The organism is Caulobacter sp. P4_E5, assembly GCF_056401555.1.
Genome location: NZ_JBFUJD010000033.1, coordinates 1 through 25,659, shown reverse-complemented (window position 1 = coordinate 25,659; position 25,659 = coordinate 1). Strand labels below are relative to the sequence as shown.

General features: G+C 68.4%; 20 protein-coding genes. 11 read left to right on the top strand and 9 right to left on the bottom strand.

Annotated features, from left to right (window positions below):
• Positions 1 to 26: 26 nt before the first annotated feature.
• Positions 27 to 1,136: an S-(hydroxymethyl)glutathione dehydrogenase/class III alcohol dehydrogenase gene (locus tag AC1DSO_RS12205; RefSeq protein WP_477069072.1), complete on the bottom strand. Its 1,110-nt coding sequence runs from the start codon at positions 1,134 to 1,136 to the stop codon at positions 27 to 29.
• Positions 1,137 to 1,299: 163 nt separating this feature from the next.
• Here AC1DSO_RS12205 and AC1DSO_RS12200 point away from each other — a divergent pair, with 163 nt between their 5' ends.
• Positions 1,300 to 2,295 (top strand): alpha/beta hydrolase, encoded by a 996-nt coding sequence (locus AC1DSO_RS12200; protein ID WP_477069071.1) that lies wholly within the window; start codon positions 1,300 to 1,302, stop codon positions 2,293 to 2,295.
• Here the strand turns inward: AC1DSO_RS12200 and AC1DSO_RS12195 are convergent.
• Complete coding sequence (locus AC1DSO_RS12195) at positions 2,292 to 3,086, bottom strand: RNA methyltransferase (RefSeq protein ID WP_477069070.1); 795 nt, start codon at positions 3,084 to 3,086, stop codon at positions 2,292 to 2,294. The genes AC1DSO_RS12200 and AC1DSO_RS12195 overlap by 4 nt on opposite strands.
• Before the next feature lie 167 nt (positions 3,087 to 3,253).
• Between AC1DSO_RS12195 and AC1DSO_RS12190 the strand changes: the two genes are divergently transcribed.
• On the top strand, positions 3,254 to 4,156 hold the full coding sequence (locus tag AC1DSO_RS12190) for a serine hydrolase (RefSeq protein ID WP_477069069.1): 903 nt from the start codon (positions 3,254 to 3,256) through the stop codon (positions 4,154 to 4,156).
• Between the two features lie 2 nt (positions 4,157 to 4,158).
• On the opposite strand, the gene AC1DSO_RS12185 is transcribed toward AC1DSO_RS12190, so the two are convergent.
• Positions 4,159 to 6,645 carry an ATP-binding protein gene (locus AC1DSO_RS12185; RefSeq protein ID WP_477069068.1) on the bottom strand — a complete coding sequence of 829 codons (2,487 nt, stop codon included), beginning with the start codon at positions 6,643 to 6,645 and terminating at the stop codon, positions 4,159 to 4,161.
• 195 nt (positions 6,646 to 6,840) lie between these two features.
• On the opposite strand from AC1DSO_RS12185, the gene AC1DSO_RS12180 reads away from it, so the two are divergent.
• Complete coding sequence (locus tag AC1DSO_RS12180) at positions 6,841 to 8,052, top strand: NADP-dependent isocitrate dehydrogenase (protein WP_477069067.1); 1,212 nt, start codon at positions 6,841 to 6,843, stop codon at positions 8,050 to 8,052.
• Positions 8,053 to 8,215: 163 nt separating this feature from the next.
• Here AC1DSO_RS12180 and AC1DSO_RS12175 read toward each other — a convergent pair whose 3' ends face one another.
• Positions 8,216 to 8,800, bottom strand: coding sequence for a CAP domain-containing protein (locus AC1DSO_RS12175; protein ID WP_477069066.1), 585 nt, complete (start codon positions 8,798 to 8,800; stop codon positions 8,216 to 8,218).
• Between the two features lie 346 nt (positions 8,801 to 9,146).
• On the opposite strand from AC1DSO_RS12175, the gene AC1DSO_RS12170 reads away from it, so the two are divergent.
• The 4 genes from AC1DSO_RS12170 to AC1DSO_RS12155 all read left to right on the top strand — a co-directional run bounded on the left by AC1DSO_RS12170 (position 9,147) and on the right by AC1DSO_RS12155 (position 14,181).
• Positions 9,147 to 9,725, top strand: a complete 579-nt coding sequence (locus AC1DSO_RS12170; RefSeq protein ID WP_477069065.1) for a DUF2939 domain-containing protein — start codon at positions 9,147 to 9,149, stop codon at positions 9,723 to 9,725.
• A gap of 10 nt (positions 9,726 to 9,735) precedes the next feature.
• Positions 9,736 to 10,680, top strand: a complete 945-nt coding sequence (locus AC1DSO_RS12165; protein ID WP_477069064.1) for an AEC family transporter — start codon at positions 9,736 to 9,738, stop codon at positions 10,678 to 10,680.
• Between the two features lie 92 nt (positions 10,681 to 10,772).
• Positions 10,773 to 12,866, top strand: coding sequence for a TonB-dependent siderophore receptor (locus tag AC1DSO_RS12160; protein ID WP_477069063.1), 2,094 nt, complete (start codon positions 10,773 to 10,775; stop codon positions 12,864 to 12,866).
• Between the two features lie 10 nt (positions 12,867 to 12,876).
• Positions 12,877 to 14,181, top strand: coding sequence for a PepSY-associated TM helix domain-containing protein (locus tag AC1DSO_RS12155; RefSeq protein ID WP_477069062.1), 1,305 nt, complete (start codon positions 12,877 to 12,879; stop codon positions 14,179 to 14,181).
• Positions 14,182 to 14,313: 132 nt separating this feature from the next.
• Here the strand turns inward: AC1DSO_RS12155 and AC1DSO_RS12150 are convergent, their stop codons facing one another.
• On the bottom strand, positions 14,314 to 14,856 hold the full coding sequence (locus AC1DSO_RS12150; RefSeq protein ID WP_477069061.1) for a hypothetical protein: 543 nt from the start codon (positions 14,854 to 14,856) through the stop codon (positions 14,314 to 14,316).
• Between the two features lie 455 nt (positions 14,857 to 15,311).
• Between AC1DSO_RS12150 and AC1DSO_RS12145 the strand changes: the two genes are divergently transcribed.
• On the top strand, positions 15,312 to 15,905 hold the full coding sequence (locus AC1DSO_RS12145; protein WP_477069060.1) for a hypothetical protein: 594 nt from the start codon (positions 15,312 to 15,314) through the stop codon (positions 15,903 to 15,905).
• A gap of 189 nt (positions 15,906 to 16,094) precedes the next feature.
• On the opposite strand, the gene alaS is transcribed toward AC1DSO_RS12145, so the two are convergent.
• Both alaS and recA read right to left on the bottom strand, forming a co-directional pair.
• Complete coding sequence (gene alaS, locus AC1DSO_RS12140) at positions 16,095 to 18,737, bottom strand: alanine--tRNA ligase (RefSeq protein ID WP_477069059.1); 2,643 nt, start codon at positions 18,735 to 18,737, stop codon at positions 16,095 to 16,097.
• A 445-nt stretch (positions 18,738 to 19,182) separates the two neighbouring features.
• Positions 19,183 to 20,253, bottom strand: coding sequence for a recombinase RecA (gene recA / locus AC1DSO_RS12135; RefSeq protein WP_477069058.1), 1,071 nt, complete (start codon positions 20,251 to 20,253; stop codon positions 19,183 to 19,185).
• Positions 20,254 to 20,516: 263 nt separating this feature from the next.
• Between recA and AC1DSO_RS12130 the strand changes: the two genes are divergently transcribed.
• Together AC1DSO_RS12130 and AC1DSO_RS12125 are read left to right on the top strand one after the other, a co-directional pair.
• A complete protein-coding gene (locus AC1DSO_RS12130) occupies positions 20,517 to 22,124 on the top strand; it encodes an EAL domain-containing protein (protein WP_477069057.1) in 1,608 nt (535 codons plus the stop codon).
• Between the two features lie 84 nt (positions 22,125 to 22,208).
• Positions 22,209 to 22,313, top strand: a complete 105-nt coding sequence (locus tag AC1DSO_RS12125; protein ID WP_477069094.1) for a hypothetical protein — start codon at positions 22,209 to 22,211, stop codon at positions 22,311 to 22,313.
• Here the strand turns inward: AC1DSO_RS12125 and AC1DSO_RS12120 are convergent.
• Entirely contained in the window at positions 22,291 to 24,114 is a 1,824-nt protein-coding gene (locus AC1DSO_RS12120) for a DUF885 domain-containing protein (protein ID WP_477069056.1), read from the bottom strand. The genes AC1DSO_RS12125 and AC1DSO_RS12120 overlap by 23 nt on opposite strands.
• Before the next feature lie 104 nt (positions 24,115 to 24,218).
• Positions 24,219 to 24,596: a nuclear transport factor 2 family protein gene (locus AC1DSO_RS12115; protein ID WP_477069055.1), complete on the bottom strand. Its 378-nt coding sequence runs from the start codon at positions 24,594 to 24,596 to the stop codon at positions 24,219 to 24,221.
• 64 nt (positions 24,597 to 24,660) lie between these two features.
• On the opposite strand from AC1DSO_RS12115, the gene AC1DSO_RS12110 reads away from it, so the two are divergent.
• The gene (locus AC1DSO_RS12110; RefSeq protein WP_477069054.1) at positions 24,661 to 25,182 is read left to right on the top strand and encodes a GNAT family N-acetyltransferase; all 522 of its coding nucleotides are present in this window, start codon (positions 24,661 to 24,663) and stop codon (positions 25,180 to 25,182) included.
• Positions 25,183 to 25,659 lie beyond the last annotated feature (477 nt).

The window sequence follows — 25,659 nt, the reverse complement described above, 5'->3', positions numbered from 1 at the left end:
CGGGTCAGGTGGGGGGAGTCTCTTTTCTAGAACGTCACCACGGTCCGGATGCTCTCGCCGGCGTGCATCAGGTCGAAGGCCTTGTTGATGTCCTCCAGCGGCAGGACGTGGGTGATCATCGGGTCGATCTGGATCTTGCCGTCCATGTACCAGTCGACGATCTTGGGCGTGTCGGTGCGGCCGCGCGCGCCGCCGAAGGCCGTGCCCTTCCAGACCCGGCCGGTGACCAGCTGGAACGGGCGGGTGGCGATCTCCTTGCCGGCCTCGGCCACGCCGATGATGATGCTCTCACCCCAGCCGCGGTGGCAGGCCTCCAGCGCCTGGCGCATGACCGTGGTGTTGCCGGTGGCGTCGAAGGTGTAGTCGGCCCCGCCGTCGGTCAGGGCCACCAGATGGGCGACGACGTCGCCGTCGATGGTCTTCGGGTTGACGAAGTGGGTCATGCCGAACTTGCGGCCCCATTCCTCGCGGTCCGGGTTCAGATCGACGCCGATGATCATGTTGGCGCCGACCAGCTTCAGGCCCTGGATGACGTTGAGACCGATGCCGCCCAGGCCGAACACCACGGCGTTGGCGCCCGGCTCGACCTTGGCGGTGTTGACCACCGCGCCCACGCCGGTCGTCACGCCGCAGCCGCAATAGCAGGCGGTCTTGAACGGCGCGTCGCGGCGGATCTTGGCCACGGCGATCTCGGGCAGCACCGTGTAGTTCGAGAAGGTCGAGCAGCCCATATAGTGGTGGATGGTCTGGCCCTTGTACGAAAAGCGGCTGGTCCCGTCCGGCATCAAGCCCTTTCCCTGGGTGGCGCGGATCGCCGTGCAGAGATTGGTCTTGCCGCTGAGGCAGCTTTTGCACTGGCGRCATTCGGGCGTGTAGAGCGGGATCACGTGGTCGCCGACCGCCACCGAGGTGACGCCCGGGCCGACCTCGACCACCACGCCCGCGCCCTCGTGGCCCAGGATCGAGGGGAACAGGCCCTCGCTGTCCAGGCCGTCCAGCGTATAGGCGTCGGTGTGGCAGAYGCCGGTGGCCTTGATCTCGACSAGCACCTCGCCCGCCTTCGGGCCCTCCAGGTCGACCTCGACGATCTCCAGCGGCTTCTTGGCCTCGAAGGCGACGGCGGCGCGGGTCTTCATCTTAGGGTCTCCTCAAGAGCGAGTCGGCGCGACTTTGCCGTCCTGAACCGCCCGGGTCGAGCCCCGATCAGGCCCTCGCCACGGTCGGCGACCGCCACAGTTCAAGCTTCGTCGAACCATCTTCCGCGCGCGCCGTGGCATCGGAGGGGCGAAGGAGACGCCCATGCCCCAAGCCCCTTACGCCATGCTCGCTGCGATCCTGGCGCTGGCGACCGCGCCGATCGCTTCCGCCGCCGAACGTCAGCACGTCCTGCCCGGCGCGCCCGCGCCCGACTGGCGGCCCAGCCTGCTGGTTCGCGAGCAGCCGCCCGCCTCCGGCGATCGTTCCCATCCGGTGCTGTATGTCCACGGCGCGAGCTTTCCCTCGGCCCTGTCGATCATGTTCAAGTTCGGCGGGCGGTCGTGGGCCGACGCGCTGAACGACCAAGGCTACGACGCCTTCGGCCTGGATTTCGCGGGCTATGGCGGCTCGGAACGCTATCCGGAAATGGCTGGTCCGCAGGCCGGCGCGCCAGTGGGCCGCACCGAGGACGCCGTCCGCCAAATCGAACGGGCCGTCGCCTTCATCCGCGAGGAGACCGGCGCCAAGACCGTCTCGATCATCGCCCATTCGTGGGGGACCATGCCAGCGGCGCGGTTCGCCGAGCTGCATCCGGAACGCGTCGAGCGCCTGGTGCTGTTCGGCCCGATCCTGCGCCGCGACGGCCCGCGCGAGGCCGAACCGAACGCTTGGAACTTGGTCACCAACGACCAGCAACACCGGCGCTTCGTCAAGGACGTGCCCGCCGCTCATCCGCCGGTGCTGGAAGAAGCCGACTTCCCGACCTGGGCCGCGACCTATCTGGCTTCGAACCCGGGCGCCGCCGATCGTTCGCCGCCCGCCGTGAAGATCCCGTCAGGCCCCTCCGCCGACGTCATCGACGCGTGGTCGGGCAAGCCGCCCTACGCCCCGTCGCGGCTGCGTGTCCCGGTGATGGTGGTGCGCGGGGCCTGGGACAGCTCGTCGACGCCGAAGGACGCCGAGCGGTTCTTCACCGAGCTGCCACCGGGCCTGGAGCGTCGCTTCGTCGAGATCCCCGAGGGCACGCACCTGCTGCACCTGGAAACTGGCCGCCACGCGCTGTACGCGGCGGTCAACGCCTTCCTGGCCGGGCGTTAGCTGTCCTTCTTCGCCGCCTTCTCGGCCAGCTTGGCCAGGACGCGGCCCCGGCCCTTGCTGAGCGCGGTGATCACGCCGCGGAAGGTGCGGACCTCCTGGTCGGTCAGGCGGGCGCGGGCCAGGGGGACGCGCAGGTTGCGGACCATCGACGGTTTCTTCTCCGGCGGATGATAGAAGCCGGCCTTGTCCAGCTCGCCTTCGAGATGCTCGTACAGGCCCAGCAGCGTGGCCTGGTCGGCGGGCTCCTCGACGTTCTGCTCGAACTTCTTCCAGGGCCGGTCGTCCTGGGTCATCTTCCATTCGTAGGCGTTGATCGACACGGCCTGGGCCAGGTTCAGCGAGCGGAAGCGCTCGTCGATCGGGATCGAAACGATGGCCTGGCACAGGGCGATGTCGTGGGTCTCCAAGCCCGCCCGCTCGCCGCCGAACAGCAGGCCGACGGCGCGGCCCTGGGCGACTTCCTCGGTCAGGTGGCCGGCGCTCTCGCGCGGGGTGTAGACCGGCAGGCGCGTCTCGCGCGGCCGGGCCGTGGTGGCGTAGACCAGCTTCAGGTCGGCGATGGCCGCCTCCAGGCTGTCGAACACCTTGGCGTCGTCCAGCGGCCAGCTCGCGCCCGAGGCGCTGGCCCAGGCCCGCTCTTGTGGCCAGCCGTCGCGCGGCCGCACCAGGCGCAGGTCGTAGAGCCCGAAATTGGCCATCACCCGAGCCACCGCGCCGATGTTCTCGGCCAGTTGCGGCTCGTTGAGGATCACGCAGGGCGGGACGGGCTTGGTCGCGGCTTCGTCGGTCATCCGCGTCCTTTGCCGCCGAGACCGCGCCGGATGCAAGTGTTCAGCAGCCGAAAGCCTTACGGCCGCGTTTAGCCGGGATGCTACGCCGCGCGCTCCTGACCGCCCTTCTCGCCCTGCCGCTGCTCGCCGCCTGTGAGGCGCCGATGCTTGGCCAGCAGGAGCCGCGGATGAAGCCCAAGCGGCTGCAGGGTCGGATCGAGGCGATCGCCGCTCGGGCCGCGCCCGCGACCCTGGGTGTGGCGGTCGAGGACCTGATCACCCGCCAACTCTGGACGTTCAACGGCGACCAGGCCTTCCCGCTCGGCCCGACAGCGCGGGTCCCGATCCTGGCGGCGGTGATGGCCGAGGCCGCGGTCGGCCGCCTGCCGCCGGGAGAAATCATCACGGTCCGCGACGTCGACCTCTCGCCGCCGCCCAGCGCCGTCGCCGACGCCTGGCCCGGCCGCCAGACCTGGAGCGTCGCCGACCTGGAAACCCTGGCCTTGCACGGCGATACCACCGCCCTCGACGTGCTGACCCAGCGCATCGGCGGGCCGGGCGCGGTCAACGGCTGGCTGGACGTGCAGCGCATCGAAGGCGTCAGCGTCGATCGCTATCGCCGCCAGATCGCGACCGAGGCGCGCGGCCTCGGCTCGTTCCGCGCCGAATGGAAGGGCGACGCGGCCTGGCGCGCGGCGATCGAGGCCGTCCCCGTCTCCGACCGGGCCCGCGCCGGGCGACAGCGCCGAGACGATCCGCGCGACACCGCCACGCCGGTGGCCATGGCCCGGCTGCTGGAGGCCTTCGCCTTCCGCGAACTGGGCTTGGCGCCCGACTTCGACCGGCTGCTGGGCCACGACGCCGGCTATCTGGCGCTTGCCTTGCCCAAGGGCGCGCGCCTGGCCCAGGCGGCGGGCTCGGCGCGGTCGGAGCTGGGCGCCACGCCCGCGAGCCGCGCCCTGGCCGTCGTCGAGTTGAAGGACGGCCGCCGCATCGCGTTCGTGATCTTCCTAACCGGCTCGTCCGCCGACGCGACCCAGCGCGAGGCGCTGATCGCCGAGGTCGGCCGCGCGGTGCTGGAAGAGTTCTAGCCCTACCGCCGCTGCGCCCGCGCCAGGGCCTCCAGCAGCTGGGCCGGATGCAGCGGCTTGGCCAGGTGAAGATCCGCGCCGGCGGCCTCGGCGGCGGCGATGTGTTCTTCCATGGCGTTGGCGGTCAGCATGACCACCAGGATCGGCGGCGCGCCCGAGGCCGCCTCCCGGGCCCGGATGGCGCGGGTGGCCGACAGCCCGTCCATCACCGGCATCTGCATGTCCATCAGCACCGCGTCGAAGCGGCCGGCTTCCAGCGCGTCGAGAGCGGCCTGGCCATCCTCGACCATCGTCAGGTCGACGCCGAACGGCTCCAGCACGATCTCGACGACCTTGCGGTTGGTCGGATGGTCCTCGGCCACCAGCACCCGCATGCCCTCCAGCGAGACCTCGCGGCCCTCCTCGGCCGCGACCTCGGCCACGTCGGCGCAGCGCCGCAGCGGCAGCACGACCTCGAAGCGGGCGCCCGCGCCCGCCGTGGCGTCGGCTTCGATGCGGCCGCCCATCATCTCGGCCAGGGCCGCGCAGATCGACAGGCCTAGCCCCGTGCCGCCGAACTGGCGGGTGATCGACTGGTCGGCCTGGACAAAGCGCTTGAACAGGCGATCGCGCACGGCCCCGTCGAAGCCGACGCCGGTGTCGCGCACGGTGAAACGCACCGCCTCGCCGACAAGGTCGACCTCCAGCGAGACTTCACCCTCGGCGGTGAACTTCACGGCGTTGGCCAGCAGGTTGGAGAGGATCTGGCTGATCCGGCCGGCGTCGCCCTCGTAGGTTCCGGCCGCGTCGGGCGCCACCGACCAGCGGAAAGCCAAGGCCTTGGCCTCGGCGGCGGCGGCGTGCAGCTCGGCCATGCCGCGCACCAGCTGGGTCAGGTCGAACGGCGCGGGAGTCARCTGGAACTGACCGGCCTCGATCTTGGAGACGTCGAGAATGTCGCCCAGCACCTGCTCCAGCAGGCGTCCCGACGACGAGACCAGGGCCGCCAACTCCCGGCGGGCCTCCGGATCCTGTTCGTGGGCCAGGCGGTCGCCGATGGCGATCACTCCGTTCAGGGGTGTGCGCAGCTCGTGGGACATGTTGGCCAGGAACACCGACTTGGCCTGGTTGGCGCGTTCCAGCTCGGCGGTGCGCTCGGCGACGCGGACCTCCAGCGAGCGGCGCAGCTCCTCGTTGCGCTCGCGTTGGCGACGCAGGGCGCGAGCCAGCGAACCGATCTCGTCGGGCCGTCGCTCGAACGGCTCGGCCGCCTTCGGGTCGCCCTGCTGCTGGGCTTCGGCCAGCGCTTCCAGCGGCGCGGCCACCATCCGGTTGGTCAGGCCGTAGAGCAGCAGCACCTGCAACGCCACGCCGACAAAGCCGAACAGCAGCACCCACGAGGCGGTCTTCAGCGACGACCAGACGATGTCGCCCGACGGGAAGGTCATCAAGAACCACCAGCCCGGCTCGACCAGGCGGCCATAGGCCACCACGCGATCGCCCTTGGGCGAGAGCACGGTGCCGACGTCGCGCTTCTGGGTCTTGATATGGGCGATCAGGCGCTTGAGGTCGTTCTCGGCCTCGAACCGGCGCAGCACGCCGACGTCGACGACGCCGTTACGGGCCACGCCCTGGGCGGCCACCAGTTCGCCGTCATCGGCCACGATCAGGTTGTGGCCGCCCGGCAGGGCGTCGGCCACGGCGCGCAGCAGATACGAGTCCAGCGACAGGCTGGTGCCGAACGCCCCCATGAACTGGCCCTTGTAGTAGAAGGGCGTCATGCAGGCGGCGTTCAGGCCTCGGCCGCTGGGGTCCGAGATCAGCCGCCGCAGCTTGGTGCACTTCATCACCCGGTCCGGATTGTTCTCCGGCAGGGTCAGGAGGGTCATCTCCTCCTTGGCGATGTTCAGGGTCGGCGGGGCCTCGCTCCGATAGAACATCAGCCTGTCCGGCCGACGCGGGCCGAACATTACTAGGCGTGTCCTGGGCGTGAAGAAGTAGAAATTGTCGTAGTGCCGGATCTCGGCCTCGCCGGTCCCGGCCACGACGTCTGTGGCGGCGACGAACAGGGCCTGCTCGGGCAAGCTCATGGTCCCGGCGTCCGGCAGATAGGCCCCGACTCCATAGACGTAGCGGTTACTGATCCGCGCGCCGTCGAACAGGCCAGGCGCCGAGCGCCGGGTACCGTCGCCCTTCTCGGGGAACAGGCGCTCGAACTGGTCATGAACCGCGGGGTCGTCCTCCATGGCCAAGCGCCGCGTGAGGGCCTCGGAGGCCGCGTCGTGCACCTTGACCAAGTCGGAGAACAGGCGGTCCTCGGTCTTGACCCGCTCGCCGACATACTCGGCCAGGTGCCGGGTCTGGGTGTCGGCGGCGCTCTCGCGCACGAAGACGAAGGCCGCCGCGGTGGCGACGCCGGTCACGGCGATCGACAGGATCGCCACCATGGTCAGCAGCCGCCGCGCCAAAGGCGCGGTCACCCCAGCGATCGCTCCGGGACTATTGTTCAAACCCCCTCCATGACCAGCCTCACAAGGCCGACCGTCTGGATTCCCATCCTTGAACGCTGAAGTTACTGACGCCGTCCCAACCGATCGGCTTTTCCGTCGCGATGCAACAGTCTATAGCCTCCCGGTCCGCGCCGCTTCCTGGCCCTGTGCGCCAGATCGCCACAGGCGCGCCACCGCCAGAGGAACAACCCCGAAATGGCCAAGATCAAAGTCGCTAACCCCGTCGTCGACATGGACGGGGACGAAATGACCCGGATCATCTGGAAGCTCATCAAGGATAAGCTGATCTTCCCGTACCTGGATCTCGAACTCGACTACTACGACCTGTCGGTCGAGAACCGCGACGCCACCAACGACCAGGTGACGATCGACGCCGCCGAGGCGACCAAGAAGCACGGCGTCGCCGTCAAGTGCGCGACCATCACGCCGGACGAACAACGCGTCACCGAGTTCAATCTCAAGAAGATGTGGAAGTCGCCGAACGGCACGATCCGCAACATCCTGGGCGGCGTGATCTTCCGCGAACCGATCATCTGCCAGAACGTGCCGCGTCTGGTGCCGGGCTGGACCCAGCCGATCATCGTCGGCCGTCACGCCTTCGGCGACCAGTACAAGGCCACCGACTTCCTGTTCCCGGGCAAGGGCACGCTGTCGATCAAGTTCGTCGGCGAAGACGGCCAGACCATCGAGCACGAAGTGTTCAAGGCTCCGGGCTCGGGCGTCGCCATGGGCATGTACAACCTGGATGAGTCGATCCGCGACTTCGCCCACGCCTCGTTCGCCTACGGTCTGAACCGCAACTATCCGGTCTATCTCTCCACGAAGAACACGATCCTCAAGGCCTATGACGGCCGCTTCAAGGACATCTTCCAGGAGATCTTCGACGCCGAATACGCCGACAAGTTCAAGGCCGCCGGCATCCACTACGAGCACCGCCTGATCGACGACATGGTCGCCTCGGCGCTGAAGTGGTCGGGCGGCTACGTCTGGGCCTGCAAGAACTACGACGGCGACGTGCAGTCGGACATCGTCGCCCAGGGCTTCGGCTCGCTGGGCCTGATGACCTCGGTGCTGATGACCCCGGACGGCAAGACGGTGGAAGCCGAGGCCGCCCACGGCACCGTCACCCGCCACTATCGCCAGCACCAGAAGGGCGAGAGCACCTCGACCAACTCGATCGCTTCGATCTTCGCCTGGACCCGCGGCCTGGCTCACCGCGCCAAGCTAGACAACAACCAGGCGCTGGCCGACTTCGCCCACACCCTGGAAAAGGTCTGCGTCGACACCGTCGAGAGCGGTTTCATGACCAAGGACCTGGCCCTGCTGGTCGGCGACAAGCAAGGCTGGCTGACCACCGAAGGCTTCCTCGACAAGATCGACGAGAACCTGAAGAAGGCGATGGCCTGATTTCTTCCGCCCCCTCCGGGGGCGGACGGTCGCGAACGCGACCCGGTGGGGGCAAGTGAGATGACTACTGGCCCCCTCCGCGCTTCGCGCTCCTCCCCCTGAGGGGGAAGAAAAAAAGAACGCCCCCGGGATCATCCCCGGGGGCGTTTTTCATTTCAGGCGCTTAGCGCTGGGTCATCGCCCCGGCGAAATCGATCACGCACATCGAGCCCCATTGGCGGTGCTCGCCGCAGGCCACCCCGGCGGCGCTATAGCCGGACGAGAAGATGTTGCGCCGGTGGCTCCGGCCGGCGACGCGGCTGTCGATGATCAGCTGGCGAACGATCGCCCGGGCGTCGTCGTGGCCGTACGAGATGTTCTCGGCGCAGAGGCCGGCGAATACGCCGTTCTCCCGCAACCTCGCGCCCAGCCCGCCGGCCGGGCCGTGGCCCACGTCGCCCCGCGCGCCTTGCGCCTGGGCGTGCTGGCGCGCGGCGGCGTCGAGGCGACGATCCGCCTTCAGCGGTGCCAGGCTCTGCTGGCGCTCCAGGAAGTCGATCGCCTCCTCTACCGCCCCCGGCTCCTCCTGTTCGAACACCCAGTCAGGCGCGCGGCGCAGTTCGCGGGCGTAGTCGTCGGGATGGGTGCGGACATGGTTGATCTCGGCCAGGACGGCCTCGTCGAGGCTGCCGGCATGGGCGATGGCGGGGATCAGGAAAGCGGCCACGACGGCGGCGGCGCGCAACAGCGCCTTGGGACGGCACAACACGTGTCGTTACTCTCGATACTGACGTCCCCCGAGGATCGCCAATACCAGCCCGACGCCCGTGAGGCGAGGCGCGGGTTGTCGCGGCGAAACAATCGTCAGGCGATAATTGACATATGCAACCATGAAGCGTTCAATCGCACCTAAGTCGACGTCGCTCCGCGAGGTCGCCTTCCCTGATCCGCTGTCGAGAACTCCTCCCCGACCGGATCTCCTTTCACGCCGCTTCCGCCCCCCGGAAGCGGCGTTCTTTTTTGGGCCACGCCCCAACCGCCCCCAACGCGCGAGCGCCCTTGCGGCGTGCGGGCGAATGCTTGATCTATGGCCGCGTTAACCTTTCGGAGGCGGCATGACCCTGCAGAAGCGGATCTGGGACCTGATCGTTCTGGCGATCTTCGTCTTCGCCGCCGCCTTCGCGACGGCCCCCTGGTTCGCCTTCCGGGCCCTGAAGGCCGCCGCCCAGTACGAGGACGTGCAGGCGATCGGCGAGCTGGTCGACTTTCCCGCCGTGCGCCGCAGCCTGACGGGCCAGTTGATCATCGACGCCCCGGCCGCTCGTCCGGAGTCGCCGTCAATCTGGCGCGATCCGCTCAGCGTCTTCAAGAAGGCCATCGAGCCGCTCGCCCCGCCCGAGCCCAAGGTCGACCGCTACCTGACCGTGGCCGGGGTTTCGGCCCTGACCCGCGGCTACGCTCCCGGCAAGGCCCCGCCGGCGATGACCCGCGACGGCTCGCTGACCGGTCAGGTCCGGGACACGATCAAGGGCCCCTATCCGGGTATCGCCTACTGGGACCCGAACCGGGTGCGCATCTCGGTCAAGCGTCCGGACGGCAGCGGCAAGGTCACGATCTTCACCTTCGAGCGCAAGGCGCTGTTCACCTGGAAGCTGGTGCACATCCGCTTGCCGGGCGACGAGCGCCAGGGCTAAAGCCCTCCGCGTGACCGCCCTCGTTATCGACGTCCTTTCCCGGGTCTGGCCGTTCTTCCTGCTGGTCGGGGCGGGCGTGGCGTTGACGCGCCTGCGCCTGCTGGATGCGCGAATGACCCAGGGCCTGTCGGCCTATGTCTACTGGGTCGGCTTTCCGGCGCTGCTGATCCATTCGCTGTCGCGACTGGGACGGCCCGGACCTGAGCTCCTCGCGGGCCTGGTCGCCTATGCCGGCGCCGGCTTGGCGGTGATGTTCGCGATCGTCGCGGGTGGCCGCCTGCTGGGCTGGAGCAAGGCCGAGCGGGCCGGGGCCGGCATGGCGTCCGGCGTCGGCAACAGCGCCTTCCTGGCCCTGCCGATCACCGCCGCCGTCCTGGGCGCCGAGACCGCCCGTCTGGTCGCTGGTGTCGTCGCCATCGACTTCGTGGTGATGGCCGCCACCGGCGTGGGCCTGCTGGGCTGGGCGGCGGGCCGCTCGGTCTGGCGCTCGACCATCCAGGCGTTCCGCAACCCCGTGGTCGCCGCAGCCTTGGCGGGCGTCGCCCTGGCCCTGCTGGACCTGGCCCTGCCCGAGCCGCTGGACCGCGCCGTCGGCATGGCCGCGGCCTCGGGCAGCCCGGTCGGCCTGGTCGCCCTGGGCGCGGCTCTGGGCCTGCGCGAGACCGAGGGCGAGGCCTCGCCCGCCGCCGGTCCGGTCGTCCTGGCCGCCGTCGCCAAGCTGGTCGCCTTCCCGCTGTTGGCCTGGCTGGCCATCGGCCTGACCCCGGCCCCGATCGCCTTCCGCGCCGGCGCGACCTTGCTGGCGGCCGCGCCCACCGCCGTGAACGTCTTCATCCAGACCCGCGCCTATGGTGTCTTCCCCCGAGGCGCGGCGCGCACCGTGGCCCTGACCACCGCCCTGTCGCTGGTCACCCTGGCCGTGGCGGCGCTGCTGCTGCGCCCCCTCATCCGCTAAATCGCCGTCCTAAGCCGTCCGCGCGTTTGACACCGCTTCCCTCGGCCGATAGATGCGTTTGCGAGTCATTCGCGTTCGCATAGAGGCCTTGCATGTTCCCCTCCTTCCGCGCCCTCCTGCTGGCCGGCGCCGCCCTCGCCGCCGCCGGTGTTTCCAGCCTCGCCCAGGCGGAGGAAACCAGCGCGGACGCCGCGGAGGCCAATCACGTGGACCGCGTGGTGATCACCGGCGCGCGCACCCGCACCTCGGCAGTCACGGGCCTGGACATGAGTCTGCGCGAGACCCCGCAGTCGGTGACGATCATCAACCAGGACCGGATCCGCGACTTCGCCCTGACCGACGTGAACCAGCTCTTGGCCCAGGTCACCGGCGTCAATGTCGAGAAGGTCGAGACCGACCGCACCTATTACAACTCGCGCGGCTTCGACATCACCAACTTCCAGGCCGACGGCATCGGCCTGCCGCTGATCTGGGGCATCCAGTTCGGCGACCTCGACACGGTGCTGTTCGAGCGCGTCGAGACGGTGCGCGGCGCCAACAGCATGATGACCGGGACCGGCAATCCGTCGGCGACGATCAACTATGTGCGCAAGCGCCCGACCCACGGCTTCCAGGCCTCGGCGGCGGCGCAATACGGTTCGTGGAACGACTACCGGCTCGAGGCCGACGTCTCGGGCCCGCTGAACGCCTCGGGGACCCTGGCCGGCCGGGTGATCTACGCCAACCAGGACCGCGACAGCTATCTGGACCACTACAAGGTCAACCGGAACGTCTACGGCGCCCTGCTGGCCTGGGACGCGACGCCGAAACTAACCGCCACGGTCGGTTGGTCGATGCAGGACAACCGCGCGCGCGGCAACAACTGGGGCGCCCTGCCCCTGGTCTATAGCGACGGGACCCGGATCGACTATCCGCGCTCGGCCTCGACCGGGGCCGACTGGACCCACTGGAACGTCCGCGACCAGACCGCCTTCGCCGAGCTGGCCTGGCGCTTCGACAACGGCTGGCAGGTCAAGACGATCGGCACGTTCAAGCGGTTCGAGGAGAACGCCAAGCTGCTGTACGCCTACGGCAATCCCGACAAGGCGACGGGCTTGGGCGTCCAGGGCATGGCCGGCGTCTATCCGTCGATCTACGAGAACTACATCCTGGACGCCTACGCCTCGGGACCGTTCCAGCTGTTCGGCCGCACGCACCAGCTGGTGATCGGCGGCCAGACCTCGCGCTCGCACGGCTTCGAGTACGAGGACTTCTCGGCCGACGCGATCGTCTATCCGGCCGTCCAGGACTGGGGCCGCGTCCAGGTGGCCGAGCCGACCTTCCCCGGCGCCTATCTGGCCTCCAACCAAGTGGACCGCCTGAGCCGCTTCTACGCCGCCGCCCACCTCTCCGTGACCGACAAGCTGAAGGTGGTGGCCGGCTTCAACGCCCTGAAGCTGAAGTCCAAGGGCTTCTCGTACGGCGTCGACACCCCGCGCGACGAGGACAAGGTCAGCCCCTATGTCGGCGCGGTCTATGACCTGAACGCCAACGTCTCGCTCTATGCGAACTACACCGACATCTTCAATCCGCAGTCGGAGATCGACGTCAACCACCAGACCCTGGCCGCCGCCCACGGCAAGAGCTACGAGGCCGGCTTCAAGAGCGAGTGGTTCGACAAGCGCCTCTACGTGACCGGCGCGGTGTTCACCTCGCGCCAGGACGGCCTGGCCGAGTACGCCGGGACCTTCGCCGACACGCTCAAGAACTACTATGCGGGCGTCGACACCAAGGCCAAGGGCTACGAGCTGGAGGCAGTCGGGGCGATCAACGACCAGTGGCGCGTCAGCCTGGGCTGGACCGACCTGTCGATCAAGGACGACGACGGGAACAAGGCTCGCGTCTACACCCCGCGCAAGACGCTGAAGGCCTCGACCACCTACACCATCCCGTCGCTGCGCAACCTGACCCTGGGTGCCCAGCTGCGCTGGCAGGACGACGTCGAGACCCAGGACATCGTGGTGATCCGGCAGAAGGCCTATGGCGTGCTGGACCTGATGGCGGGCGTCGACGTGACCGACAAGGTGCGCGCGTCGCTGAACGTCAAGAACGCCACCGACAAGACCTATCTCACCAGCCTGATGTGGACCCAGTCGTACTATGCCGCGCCGCGCAGCGTGTCGGTGCGCCTGGACTACGCCTTCTAGGACCCGCCCCATGGACGCGCGCACCCCGCCCGCCATCGCCAGCCAGACCGGCCGGGCCGCGCCCCGGCGGGTTGTCCGGCCGCTGCTGGGCTTCCTCCACCGCTGGGTGGGGCTGCTGATCGCCGGCTTCCTGTTCGTCTCGGGCGTCACCGGCGCGGTCATCTCGTGGGACCACGAACTGGACGACCTGCTCAATCCCCACCTAATGCACGCCCGCACCGACGGCCCGCGCCTGCCGCCGCTGGAGCTGGCCAAGCGCATCGAGGCCCGCGACCCGCGCGTGCAGGTCACCTATATCCCGCTGGATCCCGAGCCCGGCGAGACCTACGCCTTCGGGGTCGAGCCCCGGCGCGATCCGGCCACCGGCAAGCTGTTCGCCCCCGGCTATAACCAGGTGTTCCTGGACCCGGTCACCGGCGTCGAGCAGGGCCGGCGACAGTGGGGCGCGGCCTGGCCGATCACCAGCGAGACCTTCGTCTCGTTCCTCTATGTGCTGCACTACACGCTGCACATTCCGGCGATGTGGGGCATCGACCGCTGGGGCGTCTGGCTGATGGGCGTGATCGCCGTCCTTTGGACGATCGACTGCTTCGTCGGCTTCTACCTGACACTGCCCTCGCGGGCCTCGGCCCAAAATGGCAAGAGTGGCAAGACCGGCAAGAGTTTCGCCAGCCGCTGGAAGCCGGCCTGGCAGATCAAGACCAAGGCCAGCGCCTATCGGATCAACTTCGACATCCACCGGGCCTTCGGCCTGTGGATCTGGGGCGTGCTGTTCACCGTGGCCTTCACGGCCTTCTCGTTGAACCTCTACAGCGAGGTGTTCTATCCCGTGCTGTCCAAGGTCTCGAAGACCACGCCGGGACCGTTCGAGCTGCGCACGCCCGCGCCGCTGGACCAGCCGATCCTGGCCAGGAAGACCTATGCCGAGGTGATCGCCACAGCCAAGGCCGAAGCGGCCAGGCGCGGTTGGACGACGCCGGCCGGCGACGCCTTCTACGCTCCCGCCTATGGGGTCTATGGCGTCGGCTTCTTCGAGCCGGGCGGCGACCATGGCGCGGCCGGCGTCGGACCGCCCTATCTCTATTTCGACGGACAGACCGGCCAGCTCGCGGGCCAGCGCCTGCCCTGGGTGGGCACGGCCGCCGACATCTTCGTCCAGGCCCAGTTCCCGCTGCACTCGGGCCGGATCCTGGGTCTGCCGGGTCGGATTCTCATTTCACTCACCGGCCTGGTCGTCGCCGCGCTCAGCGTCACCGGCGTGGTGATCTGGTGGAAGAAGCGCAAGGCGCGGGTGGGGCGGGGCGCGAGGGCCTGACGGTACATCGAGGAACCGTGTCATCCCGGCCGTAGCGTAGCGGAGAGCCGGGACCACAACGAACTCAGCGCTTCCGGCGGTCCCGGATAGCCTCTGCGAGGCTTCCGGGATGACATCCGCTCTAGCTCGTCACTACCGCGTCACCGGCCCCTGTCCCGTCAGCAGGCTGGAGCTGGGCGGACCGCCGGACTTGCCCTGGTCGCCGGCCTTCCAGCCGGCCGGGCAGGCGCCCAGGCGGTGATAGCGGCGGGCCTGGACTACCTTGCCGCCGGCGGCCTGCAGCGGCTGCAGGGCGAAGCGGACGGTGAAGTCGTCGGGCGTCTTGCGCGTCGTCGTAACATAGAGGCCGTAGCGCGCGCCGCCCGCCTCGCAGCGGCTGACATGCTCATCGGCGCTGTCCTTGGCGGCCTTGCCGTAGGGCCGGCAATCCTCGCCGTTCACCCGCGGCTCGACACGGGAGAACGAGCTGATCAGTTCCGGGTGCGCGCAGACGTCGATCGCGCCCGTCTTGCCACCGGAGTCCTCGACCACCTCGACCCGCCACAGCGACGGCGGCGCCAGCGATCGGTCCTTCAGGGATTGGGCCTCGCCGCCCTTTGGTCCGCAACCGGCGATGGCCAGCAATAGACCGACGGCGACGGCCGCCCTGCGCCACGGACGTGTCATCGACATCATGTGCCTCTCCAGAATAAAACTACAGCCGTAATTCAATTGAGGCGCAAGCCGAGGTTTCGTCAAGCCGCGGCGTCACGGTCGTCGCTGCGCGGGCGGTCGTGGATTGGGGCCAGCGTCTGAGGGTGGCTAGGCCCGATCTCGCGGCCACTGCGCGAAGGCGAAGATCCAGAAGCAAATGACATTCACCAACGGTATCAAAGCAAGCAGCGTGAACCATCGGCTGAAGCCCGTGCGCTTCAGGATATTGGCGGTCGGAACAACATACGTCGCCAGAGCAATGACTAAGATGGTCCAATGGACCAGGCCCAAACTTCCCACGTGGCGCTCCCCTCAACAAAGCGCCACCTTAACGGGGAGCAGCGAAGCTTCGCAATTGCCGGAACGTCTGCGGCAAAACGTCCACGGTAGCGTTCTTTCACCTTGCCTTCACCGGCGCCTGAGAATCTCGCCTCAGGATGCACATATCGCAGATTTCGACCTCCGCCGCTGGGCAGTCCAGCATCGCCTATCCCGGCGGCGTAGCGGCGGCCGCGGCAGCGCTGAACGACACCTCGGGCTCGGTCGGCGTGGATCAGCAGCTGGGCGCCTACCACGCCTTGGCCAATCGCTACGTGCAGGCCGGGCATGCCGAACGAGCGACCCTGGCGCCCGCGCTCACCGAATCTCCGTTCGCGAAGACGATCCAGTCCGCGCTCAACACATTCACCCGTGCGGCGTGGCCCGGATCCGACGCTGTTCCGCCGGCCCCGCAGCGTCGCGCGCTCGAAGCGTTCGACGGCCTAAATGAGACTGACCAGGCGATCGTCGCCTCGCTGCAGGTCGGTATTCCTGACAGCAAGGGCCCGAGCTCGGTCGAAGACTATCGCGGTCGCCTCCAGGCTGACCTCGGCAAGGTGGAAGCCCCTTCGCCTAACCCGCGCGACACCGTCACGCTGTCAGCGGAAGCGGAGGCCCGGTTGGCGGGGAATGCGCCATCGGCCGCACCTGTCATTGACGCAAGCCCCGAGATGGCGGCTGCGATCAACGCCTACGGCAAGGCTTCTCGCTAGCGCCGTTGGTGCGTTCTCAGCGCCCCTGAAGGTTATCCGGCAAGCCAGCACGCCTCAAAAGCGGAAGTCACTAGCGTCGACTCAGGGCCGAACGCGGACATCGTCGGTAGCGACGCACCTGCCATTTCGGACATGAAAAAGGGGACGCCTACCAGCGTCCCCTCATCATTTCAGCACTAGGCGATCAGCTCAGCCGGCCAACGCCGCCTTGACCGCCGCCAGGCCTTCCTGGGCCTTGCTGTCGTCCGGGGCGCCGCCCTGGGCGAAGTCGGCCTTGCCGCCCGCGCCCTGGCCGCCCATGGCCAGCACGGCGGCCTTGGCCAACTCGGCGGCGCTGAACTTGCCCGTCAGGTCGGCGGTGACCGCCACGGTGACGGCGGCCTTGCCGTCCGACGTGCCGACCAGGGCCACGACGCCCGAGGTCAGCTGCTTCTTGAACTCCTCGGCCACGCCGCGCAGCTCCTTGCCGCCGACGCCGTCCAGGACGCGGGCGATCAGGGCCACGCCGTTGACGTCCTCGGGACCCGAGGCCGCGCCGCCGCCGCCCAGGGCCAGCTGCTTCTTGGCCTCGGCCAGTTCCTTCTCGAGCTTCTTGCGCTCGGCGACCAGGGCGTCGACGCGTGAGAGCACCTCGGCGACCGGGGTCTTGAACTGGTCGGCCAGCGCCTTGGCCACACCGGCCTGGTCCAGCAGGAAGCGGCGAGCCGCCTCGCCAGTCAGGGCCTCGATGCGGCGTACGCCGGCGGCGACGCCCTGCTCCGAGACGATCTTGAACAGGGCGATGTCGCCGGTGCGGGCCACGTGGGTGCCGCCGCACAGCTCGACCGAATAGGCCTTGGCGTCATCGGCCAGCGACTTGCCCAGGGTCAGCACCCGGACGCTGTCGCCGTACTTCTCGCCGAACAGGGCCACAGCGCCGGCCTCAATGGCCTCCTGCGGGGCCATTTCCTTCGTCTCGGCCGGGACATTCTGGCGGATGACCGCATTGACCTCGGCCTCGATCCGGTCGAGCTCCTCAGGCGTCAGCGGGCCGCCGTGGCTGAAGTCGAAGCGCATGCGCTCGCCATCGACCAGCTGGCCCTTCTGGGCGACATGCGGGCCCAGCACGTGGTGCAGGGCGGCGTGCACCAGGTGGGCGGCCGAGTGGTTGGAGCGGGTGGTGTGGCGGCGCTCGGCGTCGACCGAGRCCACGACCTGGTCGCCGACTTTCAGATCGCCCGACAGCTCGACGCGGTGCACGTGCAGCTCGCCGGCCTGCTTCTGGGTGTCGATCACGCGGTTTTCGCGGCCGTTGGCCTCGATCACGCCGGTGTCGCCGGCCTGGCCGCCGCTCTCGGCGTAGAAGCTGGTGCGGTCCAGCAGCACCTCGACGGTCTGGCCGGCGCGGGCCGACTCGACCTCGACGCCGCCGTCGACGATGGCCTTCACCACGCCGGTGGTTTCGGTGTTCTCATAGCCGACGAAGGCGGTCGCGCCGGCCTTTTCCTTGATCGCGAACCAGGCGGCCGCGCCGGCCTGCTGGCCCGAACCGGCCCAGTTGGCGCGCGCCATCTGGCGCTGCTTTTCCATGGCCGCGTCGAAGGCGTCGGTGTCGACGGTCAGGCCCTTGGCGCGCACGGCGTCCTGGGTCAGGTCCAGCGGGAAGCCGTAGGTGTCGTAGAGCTTGAAGGCCGTGTCGCCGTCCAGCACGCCGCCTTCGGACAGGTTAGCGGTGGCCTCGTCCAGCAAGCCCATGCCGCGACCCAGGGTGACGCGGAAGCGCTCTTCCTCCTGGCGCAGGGTCTCGACGATCGAGGCCTCGGCGCGGCGCAGTTCCGGATAGGCCTGGCCCATCTCGGCCACCAGGGTCGGGGCCAGGCGGTGCATCAGGGGCTCATTGGCGCCCAGCAGATAGGCGTGGCGCATGGCCCGGCGCATGATCCGGCGCAGGACGTAGCCGCGGCCTTCGTTCGACGGCGTCACGCCATCGGCCAGCAGGAACGACGACGAGCGCAGGTGGTCGGCGATCACCCGGTGCGACGGAGCCTCGGCCCCTTCGGCCTTGACGCCGGTCAGCTCGACGCTGGCAGCGATCAGGGCCTTGAACAGGTCGACGTCATAGTTGTTGTGCACGCCCTGCAGAACGGCCGCGACGCGCTCCAGGCCCATGCCGGTGTCGATCGAGGGCTTGGGCAGCGAGACGCGCTCGCCGCCGGCCAGCTGCTCGAACTGCATGAAGACGAGGTTCCAGATCTCGATGAAGCGGTCGCCGTCCTCGTCCGGGCTGCCCGGAGGGCCGCCGGCGATGTGGGGACCATGGTCGAAGAAGATTTCAGAGCAAGGGCCGCACGGGCCGGTGTCGCCCATGGACCAGAAGTTGTCGCTGGTCGGGATGCGGATGATGCGCTCGTCCGACAGGCCGGCGATCTTCTTCCACAGGTCGGCGGCCTCGTCGTCGGTGTGGTAGACCGTGACCAGCAGCTTGTCCTTGGGCAGGGCGAAGTCGCGGGTCAGCAGGGTCCAGGCGTGGTGGATCGCCTGTTCCTTGAAATAGTCGCCGAACGAGAAGTTACCGAGCATCTCGAAGAAGGTGTGGTGGCGGGCGGTGTAGCCGACATTGTCCAGGTCGTTGTGCTTGCCGCCGGCGCGGACGCACTTCTGCGAGCTGGCCGCGCGCGGATGCGGCGGCGTCTCGGCGCCGGTGAACACGTTCTTGAACGGCACCATGCCGGCATTAACGAACAGCAGGGTCGGATCGTTCTGCGGCACCAGCGGCGCCGACGGCGTCACGGCATGGTCGGCCTTGCCGAAGTAGTCGAGGAAGGTGCTGCGGATCTCGTTCAGGCTGGGCATGAGCGTCTCAAGTCTAGGCGCCGGCGAAGGGCCGGAAGTCGGGCGCTGCATAGCGCGGTTTTTCGCGAAGGGGAAACCGACTCGCAGATGGGGGCCCGGGATGGGGAGGAAAAGGGTGGCGGGCGGATACTCCGCTGTCATCCCGGACGGCCTGAAGGCCGATCCGGGACCGTCACGAGCGCGGCGCTTCCGGCGGTCCCGGCTCTCCACTGCGCTTCGGCCGGGATGACAGGGCTGGGCGCGGGTTCGCCACGTCTCACGCCGGTTTCCGGTTCTTCGGCCCTTTGGCCCAGCTCTCTCGAACGAAGGGCCCCAAAGAGTAGGCCGCCTGGCATGGGGTCCAGGCGGCCTGAAATCGCGGCCCCCGCGGCGGTCCGGCCGCGGGCGTGTTGAAGGCGGGGAACGCCCCGTGGTCGGGCGAAGGCCGCGAAACCCTCGAAGAGGACTATTCCTCTTCGCCGTCCTCGGGGCCGCCGACCAGGAGCTCTTCCTCGATCTTCTGCGACGACTTGCGGACGGCGGCCTCGATGTCCTTGGCCACGTCGGGATTGGTCTTCAGGAACTCGCGGACATTGTCGCGGCCCTGGCCGATGCGCTGGCTGCCGTACGAGAACCACGAGCCGGCCTTGTCGATGATCCCGGCCTTGACGCCCAGGTCGATGATCTCACCCAGCTTGGAGATGCCCTCGCCGTACATGATGTCGAACTCGACCTCGCGGAACGGCGGGGCCACCTTGTTCTTGACCACCTTCACGCGGACGTTGTTGCCGATGATCTCGTCACGGACCTTCACCGAGCCGGTGCGGCGGATATCCAGACGCACCGAGGCGTAGAACTTCAGCGCGTTGCCGCCCGTGGTGGTTTCCGGGCTGCCGTACATCACCCCGATCTTGTGACGGATCTGGTTGATGAAGATGACGATGGTGTTGGCCTTGTTGATCGAGGCGGTCAGCTTGCGCAGCGCCTGGCTCATCAGGCGGGCTTGCAGGCCCGGCAGGCTGTCGCCCATCTCGCCTTCGATTTCCGCCTTCGGCGTCAGGGCGGCGACCGAGTCGATCACCACGATGTCGACGGCGCCCGAGCGCACCAGGGTGTCGGTGATCTCCAGGGCCTGCTCGCCGTTGTCGGGCTGCGAGACCAGCAGGTTGTCGAGATTGACGCCCAGCTTGAACGCATAGCCCGGGTCCAGGGCGTGCTCGGCGTCGACGAAGGCGGCGGTGCCGCCAGCCTTCTGGCATTCGGCCACCACGTGCAGGGCCAAGGTGGTCTTGCCCGAGCTTTCGGGACCGTAGATTTCGATCACCCGCCCCTTGGGCAGGCCGCCGATGCCAAGGGCGATGTCGAGGCCGAGCGAGCCGGTGGAGATCGACTCCATTTCGACCTTGCCCTTTTCGCCCAGCTTCATCACCGAGCCCTTGCCGAACGCGCGGTCGATCTGGGCGAGAGCCGCCTCTAGCGCGCGTTGCTTGTCGCCTTCATCCTTGCCCACGAGTTTCAAAGCCGCCTGACTGGTCATTGTTGTCCGCCCTCTATCCCATGATTCCGGCCGCCCGATCGGCGCTTCCCGCGCCGCGTCCCAACGACCTGTGGAACATGTTCAAAGGCGTACATGCTTTGTTCCAGGTTCGCAAGATGTTCTCATCCATAGAAACGACCGTTTCTTACGTAGGCTAAAAGGCCGCGCGCCGAGATCCGGATTTCGGACGCCGCCCTTCACGACCGCAACCGGTCCTTAAGCCCGTTCGTGCCAGCGTGGCCGCGTCTTGGGGGACTGCCGTCTTGTCGATCGATCCGCGTCGCCTTCTCGGCCTGGCATTCGCCAGCGCCGACCTTCTCGTTGAGCTGCAGAGCGGCCGCGTGCGCCTGGCGCTGGGCGCGGCCCAGAAGGTCATGGGCCTGAACGAGACCGGCCTGATGGGCCAGGCCTGGTCCGACCTGTTCCATCCCGACGACCGGTCGCTGATGGACGCCATGGTCAGCTGCGCCGACGACGGCGTGCGGCGCGGCCCCGTGGTGCTGCGCCTGGCCGGCCAGGAGGAGCGCCACGTCCGCGTCATCCTGCGCGCCCTGCCCGAGAACGAAGGCCGCGTCTCGTGCGCCGCCACCGCCGCCCAGGCGACGGGCCCGTCCCTGCCCGCCGGCCGCCTGTCGCCGCGCGAGTCGTTCGACGACATCGCCAGGGGCCTGTTCGAGGCCGCCCGCGTCACCGGCCTGGAGCTGGAACTGGCCATGGTCGAGTTCGCCGGCCTCGGGGTCATGCGCGAAGGCCTGACGCCCGGCGAGGCCGCCGCCCTCGACATCCGCGTCGCCAGCGCCATCCGCGCCGAGTCGCACGGCGGTTCGGCCGCCACCCGCCTCTCCCCCGACCGCTTCGCCCTGCTGCGGGCCAAGGACGACCGGCCCGAGAACATGATCAAGCGCCTGACCCGCATGGTCAGCGCCGAGGCCAGCGCCCATGTCGTACCGCTGGAAGGCGGCGCCAGTTCGGCGCGCGCCATGCGGGCCCTGCGCTACGCTCTCGACGACTTCCTGCGCGAGGGCCTGAAGGACATGCCGCCGATGACGCTGTCGGAGGCGATGAACCGCTCCGTCAAGCGGACCCTGGCCCGCGCCGGCGCCCTGGGCGTGGCGGTCAGCCAGCGGCGCTTCACCCTGGCCTATCAGCCAGTGGTGTCGCTGACGACGGGCCTGGCCCATCACCATGAGGCCCTGGTGCGGTTCGAGGACGGCGGCAGCCCGTTCGCCCTGATCCGCATGGCCGAGGAATTCGACCTGATCGAGGAGCTGGACCACGCGATCGTCGAGCAGGTGGTCAAGAAGCTGGCCAACGATCCCGACGGCAAGCTGAGGCTGGCGGTCAATGTCTCGGGCCGCACGATCGGCAACGAGACCTTCGTCGACCATGTCGCCCGGCTGCTGGCCAAGCATGACGAGGCCAAGGGCCGGCTGATCTTCGAGATCACCGAGACCTGTGCGATCGACAATCTGGCCGTCGCCAACCAGCATATCCAGGGCTTGCGGGCGATGGGCTCGCTGGTCTGCCTGGACGACTTCGGCGCGGGCTCCTCGTCGTTCGCCTATCTGCAACAGCTGCAGCTGGATATCGTCAAGATCGACGGCCGCTACGTCCGCGAGCTGGCCGACAACGGCCGCGACGGCGCGCTGGTGCGGCGGTTGGTCGAGCTGTGCCGCGACCTGAAGATCCGCACCGTGGCCGAGATGGTCGAGACCGTCGAGGTCGAGGAGATCGTCCGTCAGGCCGGCGTCGACTTCGCCCAGGGCTGGCTCTACGGCAAGCCCGTCGACAAGCCCGGCCCCGCCCTGCGCCCCGGCGCGCCGATCAAACCCGTGGCGCGGCGGGCGGGGGCCTCGGAGAGCTGGGGGTAGTCAAGCTTTTCTCCTCCCCATTAGGGGGAGGTGGATCGGCGCGAATACGCGCCGAGACGGAGGGGGTCGCGAAGCGTAGGGCAGCTGAAACGCCCAGGGCCCCTCCACCGCCGTTCGGCGGTCCCCCTCCCCCAGAGGGGGAGGAGAAACGCGTCGTCCTTCAGCCTCAGGCCTTGCCGCCCTTGCTGACGATGTAGTCGTCGATCACCCGTTCCAGCGCCGTCAGCGGGGTCATGCCCGAGAGCAGGCCCGCGTCGTGGAATTCGCGGATGTCGAACTTCTTACCGAGCGCCTTCTGGGCCTTGGCGCGGGCGCGCAGCCAGGTGATCTTGCCGATCATGTAGCTGCAGGCCTGGCCCGGCCACACGACGTAGCGCTCGATCTCGGTGGTCGCGCCGCTTTCCTCGTCGCCCATGGTCTCGGCCATGTACTTGATGGCCTGCTCGCGGCTCCACTTCTTGTAGTGCATGCCGGTGTCGACCACGAGGCGGACGGCGCGGAACAGGGCGTCGTGCAGCATGCCCAGGTGACCGCGCGGGTCGGTCTTGTAGATGCCCATCTCGACCGCCAGCTGCTCGGCATAGAGCGCCCAGCCCTCGGTGTAGCCCGAGAAGCCGATGACCTTGCGGATCATCGGCAGGCCCTTGGCCTCGTTCGAGATCGACAGCTGCAGGTGGTGACCCGGGACGCCCTCGTGCACCGTCAGGGTGGTCAGGGTGAACTTGGCCTGTTCCTTGGTGTCGCGCAGGTTGATCCAGTAGATGCCCGGGCGCTTTCCATCCAGCGAGGGCGAATTGTAGTAGCCGCCCGGCGCGCCGGCCTCGATGGCCTTGGGCACGCGGCGGATCTCCAGCGGAGCCTTGGGCAGCGCGCCGAAATAGGCGGGCAGCTGCTTCTGGATCCAGGCGGCCTTGACGTTCAGGTCCTTGATCAGCTGCTCCTTGGCCGGGTCGGTGTTGTCGTAGACGTCCTTGCCCAGCTCGGCCATGCGTTCGCCGACACTGCCCTTGGCCATGCCGATGCTCTTGAACAGCTTATCGGCCTCGACCGAGATCGACTTCACCAGGTCCAGGCCCAGCTGGTGGATCTCGTCCGGCGTCAGGGTCGAGGTCGTGTAGTTCTTCAGCGACACGGCATAGTAGTCGCCGCCGTCCTTCAGGCGCCAGCAGCCGGCGTCGTGCACGGCCTTGCCGCGGACGCTCTCCATCAGCGCGATCTGGCGCTTCAGGGCCGGCAGGACCGAGTTCTCGTAGACCTTCGAGGCCTCGCCCGCCCAGTCGCCGGCGATGTTCTTTTCCTTGGTCCGGCGGGCGATCGACTTGACCAGCGGCGCGTCGGCCGTCGGGGTGTCGGCGAAGGCCTTCATCTGGATCAGGGTCTTGTCGATGATGAAGTCCGGCGGGATCACGCCGTCGGCCATGTCCTGCTTGGCCAGGGCCGTCTCCTGGTCCATCAGGCGGGCGAAGCCCTCCATCCGCGTCAGATAGGCGTCGGCGTCGGTCTTGGTCTCGATGCTGTGCTGGGTGTCGAGGAAGTCCGGCATCTGCTGATAGCTGCCGGTCAGCTGGCTCAGCACGTAGGGCGCGCCCGAACCGCCGCCGCCGTAGCTGAACTTCTTGTTGCCCTCGTCCTGGACGGCCAGCACGAACTCGACGGTGTCGTAGTTGGCCGCGTCCATGCCCTTGAAGGCGCGGCGGTCGATGCCACGCAGAGCGGCCAGCTGGCGGGCGGTCTCGGCCTTGCCGGCCTCGACGGCGGCGAACGAGCGATCGGTCAGCAGGCCCTTGGTCCAGGCCAGGTCGCCGCTGTCGAGGCCCAGGCTGGTCGCCGTCTCGGGCGACTGGCGCAGCTGCTTGGCCATGATCTCATCGAACAGGGCGTTCAGCTTGGCGACTTCGCCTTCGCGGGCCAGGGCCAGCGAGGGCAGACCGCCCGCGGCGGCGAAACCCGCGGCGGCGGTGGCGAACATCATATGGCGGCGATTGAGCAAGGCTTTCCCTCCCAGGACCCTTATTGGAGGACGAAGGCGTAAGGCCGCCGTCGGAGTTGGCGAAATTAATTCCGAGTCATGCGACGAAATCCAGCTGTCTTTGGCTAGGCTAAGGTCACGAACAGCTCGTTCTCGATCACCCATTGGCCGGTGACCTTCTTCCAGGTGGCCAGATAGGTCCCGGACTGCTCCGGCGCATCCGTCCACGAGCCGACCCAGCGGCCGCGTTCGGCGGCGCGCGTCCCTTCGGCGTTCAGCGCGATCTCCTCGGTCGTGCGGACATAGGCTCCGAAGCCTTTCTCGGCGAACTGGCTGGCGAAGGCGGCCAGCACGTCCTCGGCCCCCAGCAGCAATGAGCCGTCGCCGGCGATCAGCGTGATCCGCGGGTCGAAGAACGGCCGCAGGCGAGCGGCGTCCTTGGCGGCGATCAGTTTGTTGGTCAGCTTGCGGCGGGCGGCGATGGCGTCTTCGGGCTTAGTCATGATCTTCCCTGCTCGGCCAGCCCGTGTAGCTTGCCCCGCCCACCCGCCGCAAACCCGAGTCGTCATGAGCGTCCCAACCCTGACCACCGCCCGCCTGACGATGAGCCCGCCGACGCTCGCCGACTTCGAGGACAGCCTGGCCATGTGGGCCGATCCGCTGGTGATCCGCCACGTGGGCGGCCGGCCCTTCACCGAGGAGGAAAGCTGGACCCGGCTGATGCGGGCCCGGGGCCTGTGGGAGGTGCTGGGCTACGGTTACTGGGCGGTGCGCGAGACCTCGACCGGCCGCTATGTCGGCGAGGTCGGCTTCGGCGACCTGCGCCGCGACCTCGAGCCCAGCCTCTATGGCCTGCCCGAGATGGGCTGGGTGCTGGCGGCCTGGGCCCATGGCCACGGCTTCGGCACGGAAGCGGTCCGCGCGGGCCTGGCCTGGATCGATGAAGCCCTGACCCCGCCGGTGGTGCCCTGCATCATCGACGTCGAGAACACCCCCTCGATCGCCCTGGCCACCAAGGTCGGCTTCACCCTGAAGACCCACGCCAACTACAAGGGCGCGCCGATCGTGGTAATGGAGCGACGGACCTAGGGCTTCGTCGTCGATAAAAGCGCGCTTCATCGTCCTCACGCGGCTGGCCGCTGAAGGGATGGAAAGGGACGCGGAGCGCCGGGCAACGCCCGGAGTGTGAGTTTGTAAGTACCGTTTCGACGAAGCCAGACGCTCCGCGCGACCGTTAATCGCCAGCGTCCYGCCGGGTGGCCCTGTTCAGGCCTTACCGGGACCCGGGCTCTTCCGTTTCCGGAAGGTCCCGGAGGTCGAGGGAGACGGGCCAAAAGGCCAAGACACGCCTCTTCATCCTCGACCACGCCGACGGCGGGCGGGCCTGGCAGCGAAACCAGGTCCCCGGATCGTCCGAGTATCCCCCTCGGACCTTCACCGCTCGATCGCCCCCCGCCGCCGCAATCGGTCGCTGGCCATGCGCCCTTTCCTCGCGACGAGGTGAAGAGAGAATAAGCGAGGTTTTGAGGGGGAGGATGAAAGAGGCTGAACGCTCGTGCCTTACCT

Excerpts from the sequence above, each read along its gene's own strand:
- AC1DSO_RS12180 (WP_477069067.1), top strand. The coding sequence starts at position 6,841 with ATGGCCAAGATCAAAGTCGCTAACCCCGTCGTCGACATGGACGGGGAC.
- AC1DSO_RS12195 (WP_477069070.1), bottom strand. The coding sequence starts at position 3,086 with ATGACCGACGAAGCCGCGACCAAGCCCGTCCCGCCCTGCGTGATCCTC.
- AC1DSO_RS12150 (WP_477069061.1), bottom strand. The coding sequence starts at position 14,856 with ATGATGTCGATGACACGTCCGTGGCGCAGGGCGGCCGTCGCCGTCGGT.
- AC1DSO_RS12115 (WP_477069055.1), bottom strand. The coding sequence starts at position 24,596 with ATGACTAAGCCCGAAGACGCCATCGCCGCCCGCCGCAAGCTGACCAAC.
- AC1DSO_RS12160 (WP_477069063.1), top strand. The coding sequence starts at position 10,773 with ATGTTCCCCTCCTTCCGCGCCCTCCTGCTGGCCGGCGCCGCCCTCGCC.
- AC1DSO_RS12110 (WP_477069054.1), top strand. The coding sequence starts at position 24,661 with ATGAGCGTCCCAACCCTGACCACCGCCCGCCTGACGATGAGCCCGCCG.
- AC1DSO_RS12170 (WP_477069065.1), top strand. The coding sequence starts at position 9,147 with ATGACCCTGCAGAAGCGGATCTGGGACCTGATCGTTCTGGCGATCTTC.
- AC1DSO_RS12155 (WP_477069062.1), top strand. The coding sequence starts at position 12,877 with ATGGACGCGCGCACCCCGCCCGCCATCGCCAGCCAGACCGGCCGGGCC.
- recA (WP_477069058.1), bottom strand. The coding sequence starts at position 20,253 with ATGACCAGTCAGGCGGCTTTGAAACTCGTGGGCAAGGATGAAGGCGAC.
- AC1DSO_RS12145 (WP_477069060.1), top strand. The coding sequence starts at position 15,312 with ATGCACATATCGCAGATTTCGACCTCCGCCGCTGGGCAGTCCAGCATC.
- AC1DSO_RS12190 (WP_477069069.1), top strand. The coding sequence starts at position 3,254 with ATGAAGCCCAAGCGGCTGCAGGGTCGGATCGAGGCGATCGCCGCTCGG.
- AC1DSO_RS12200 (WP_477069071.1), top strand. The coding sequence starts at position 1,300 with ATGCCCCAAGCCCCTTACGCCATGCTCGCTGCGATCCTGGCGCTGGCG.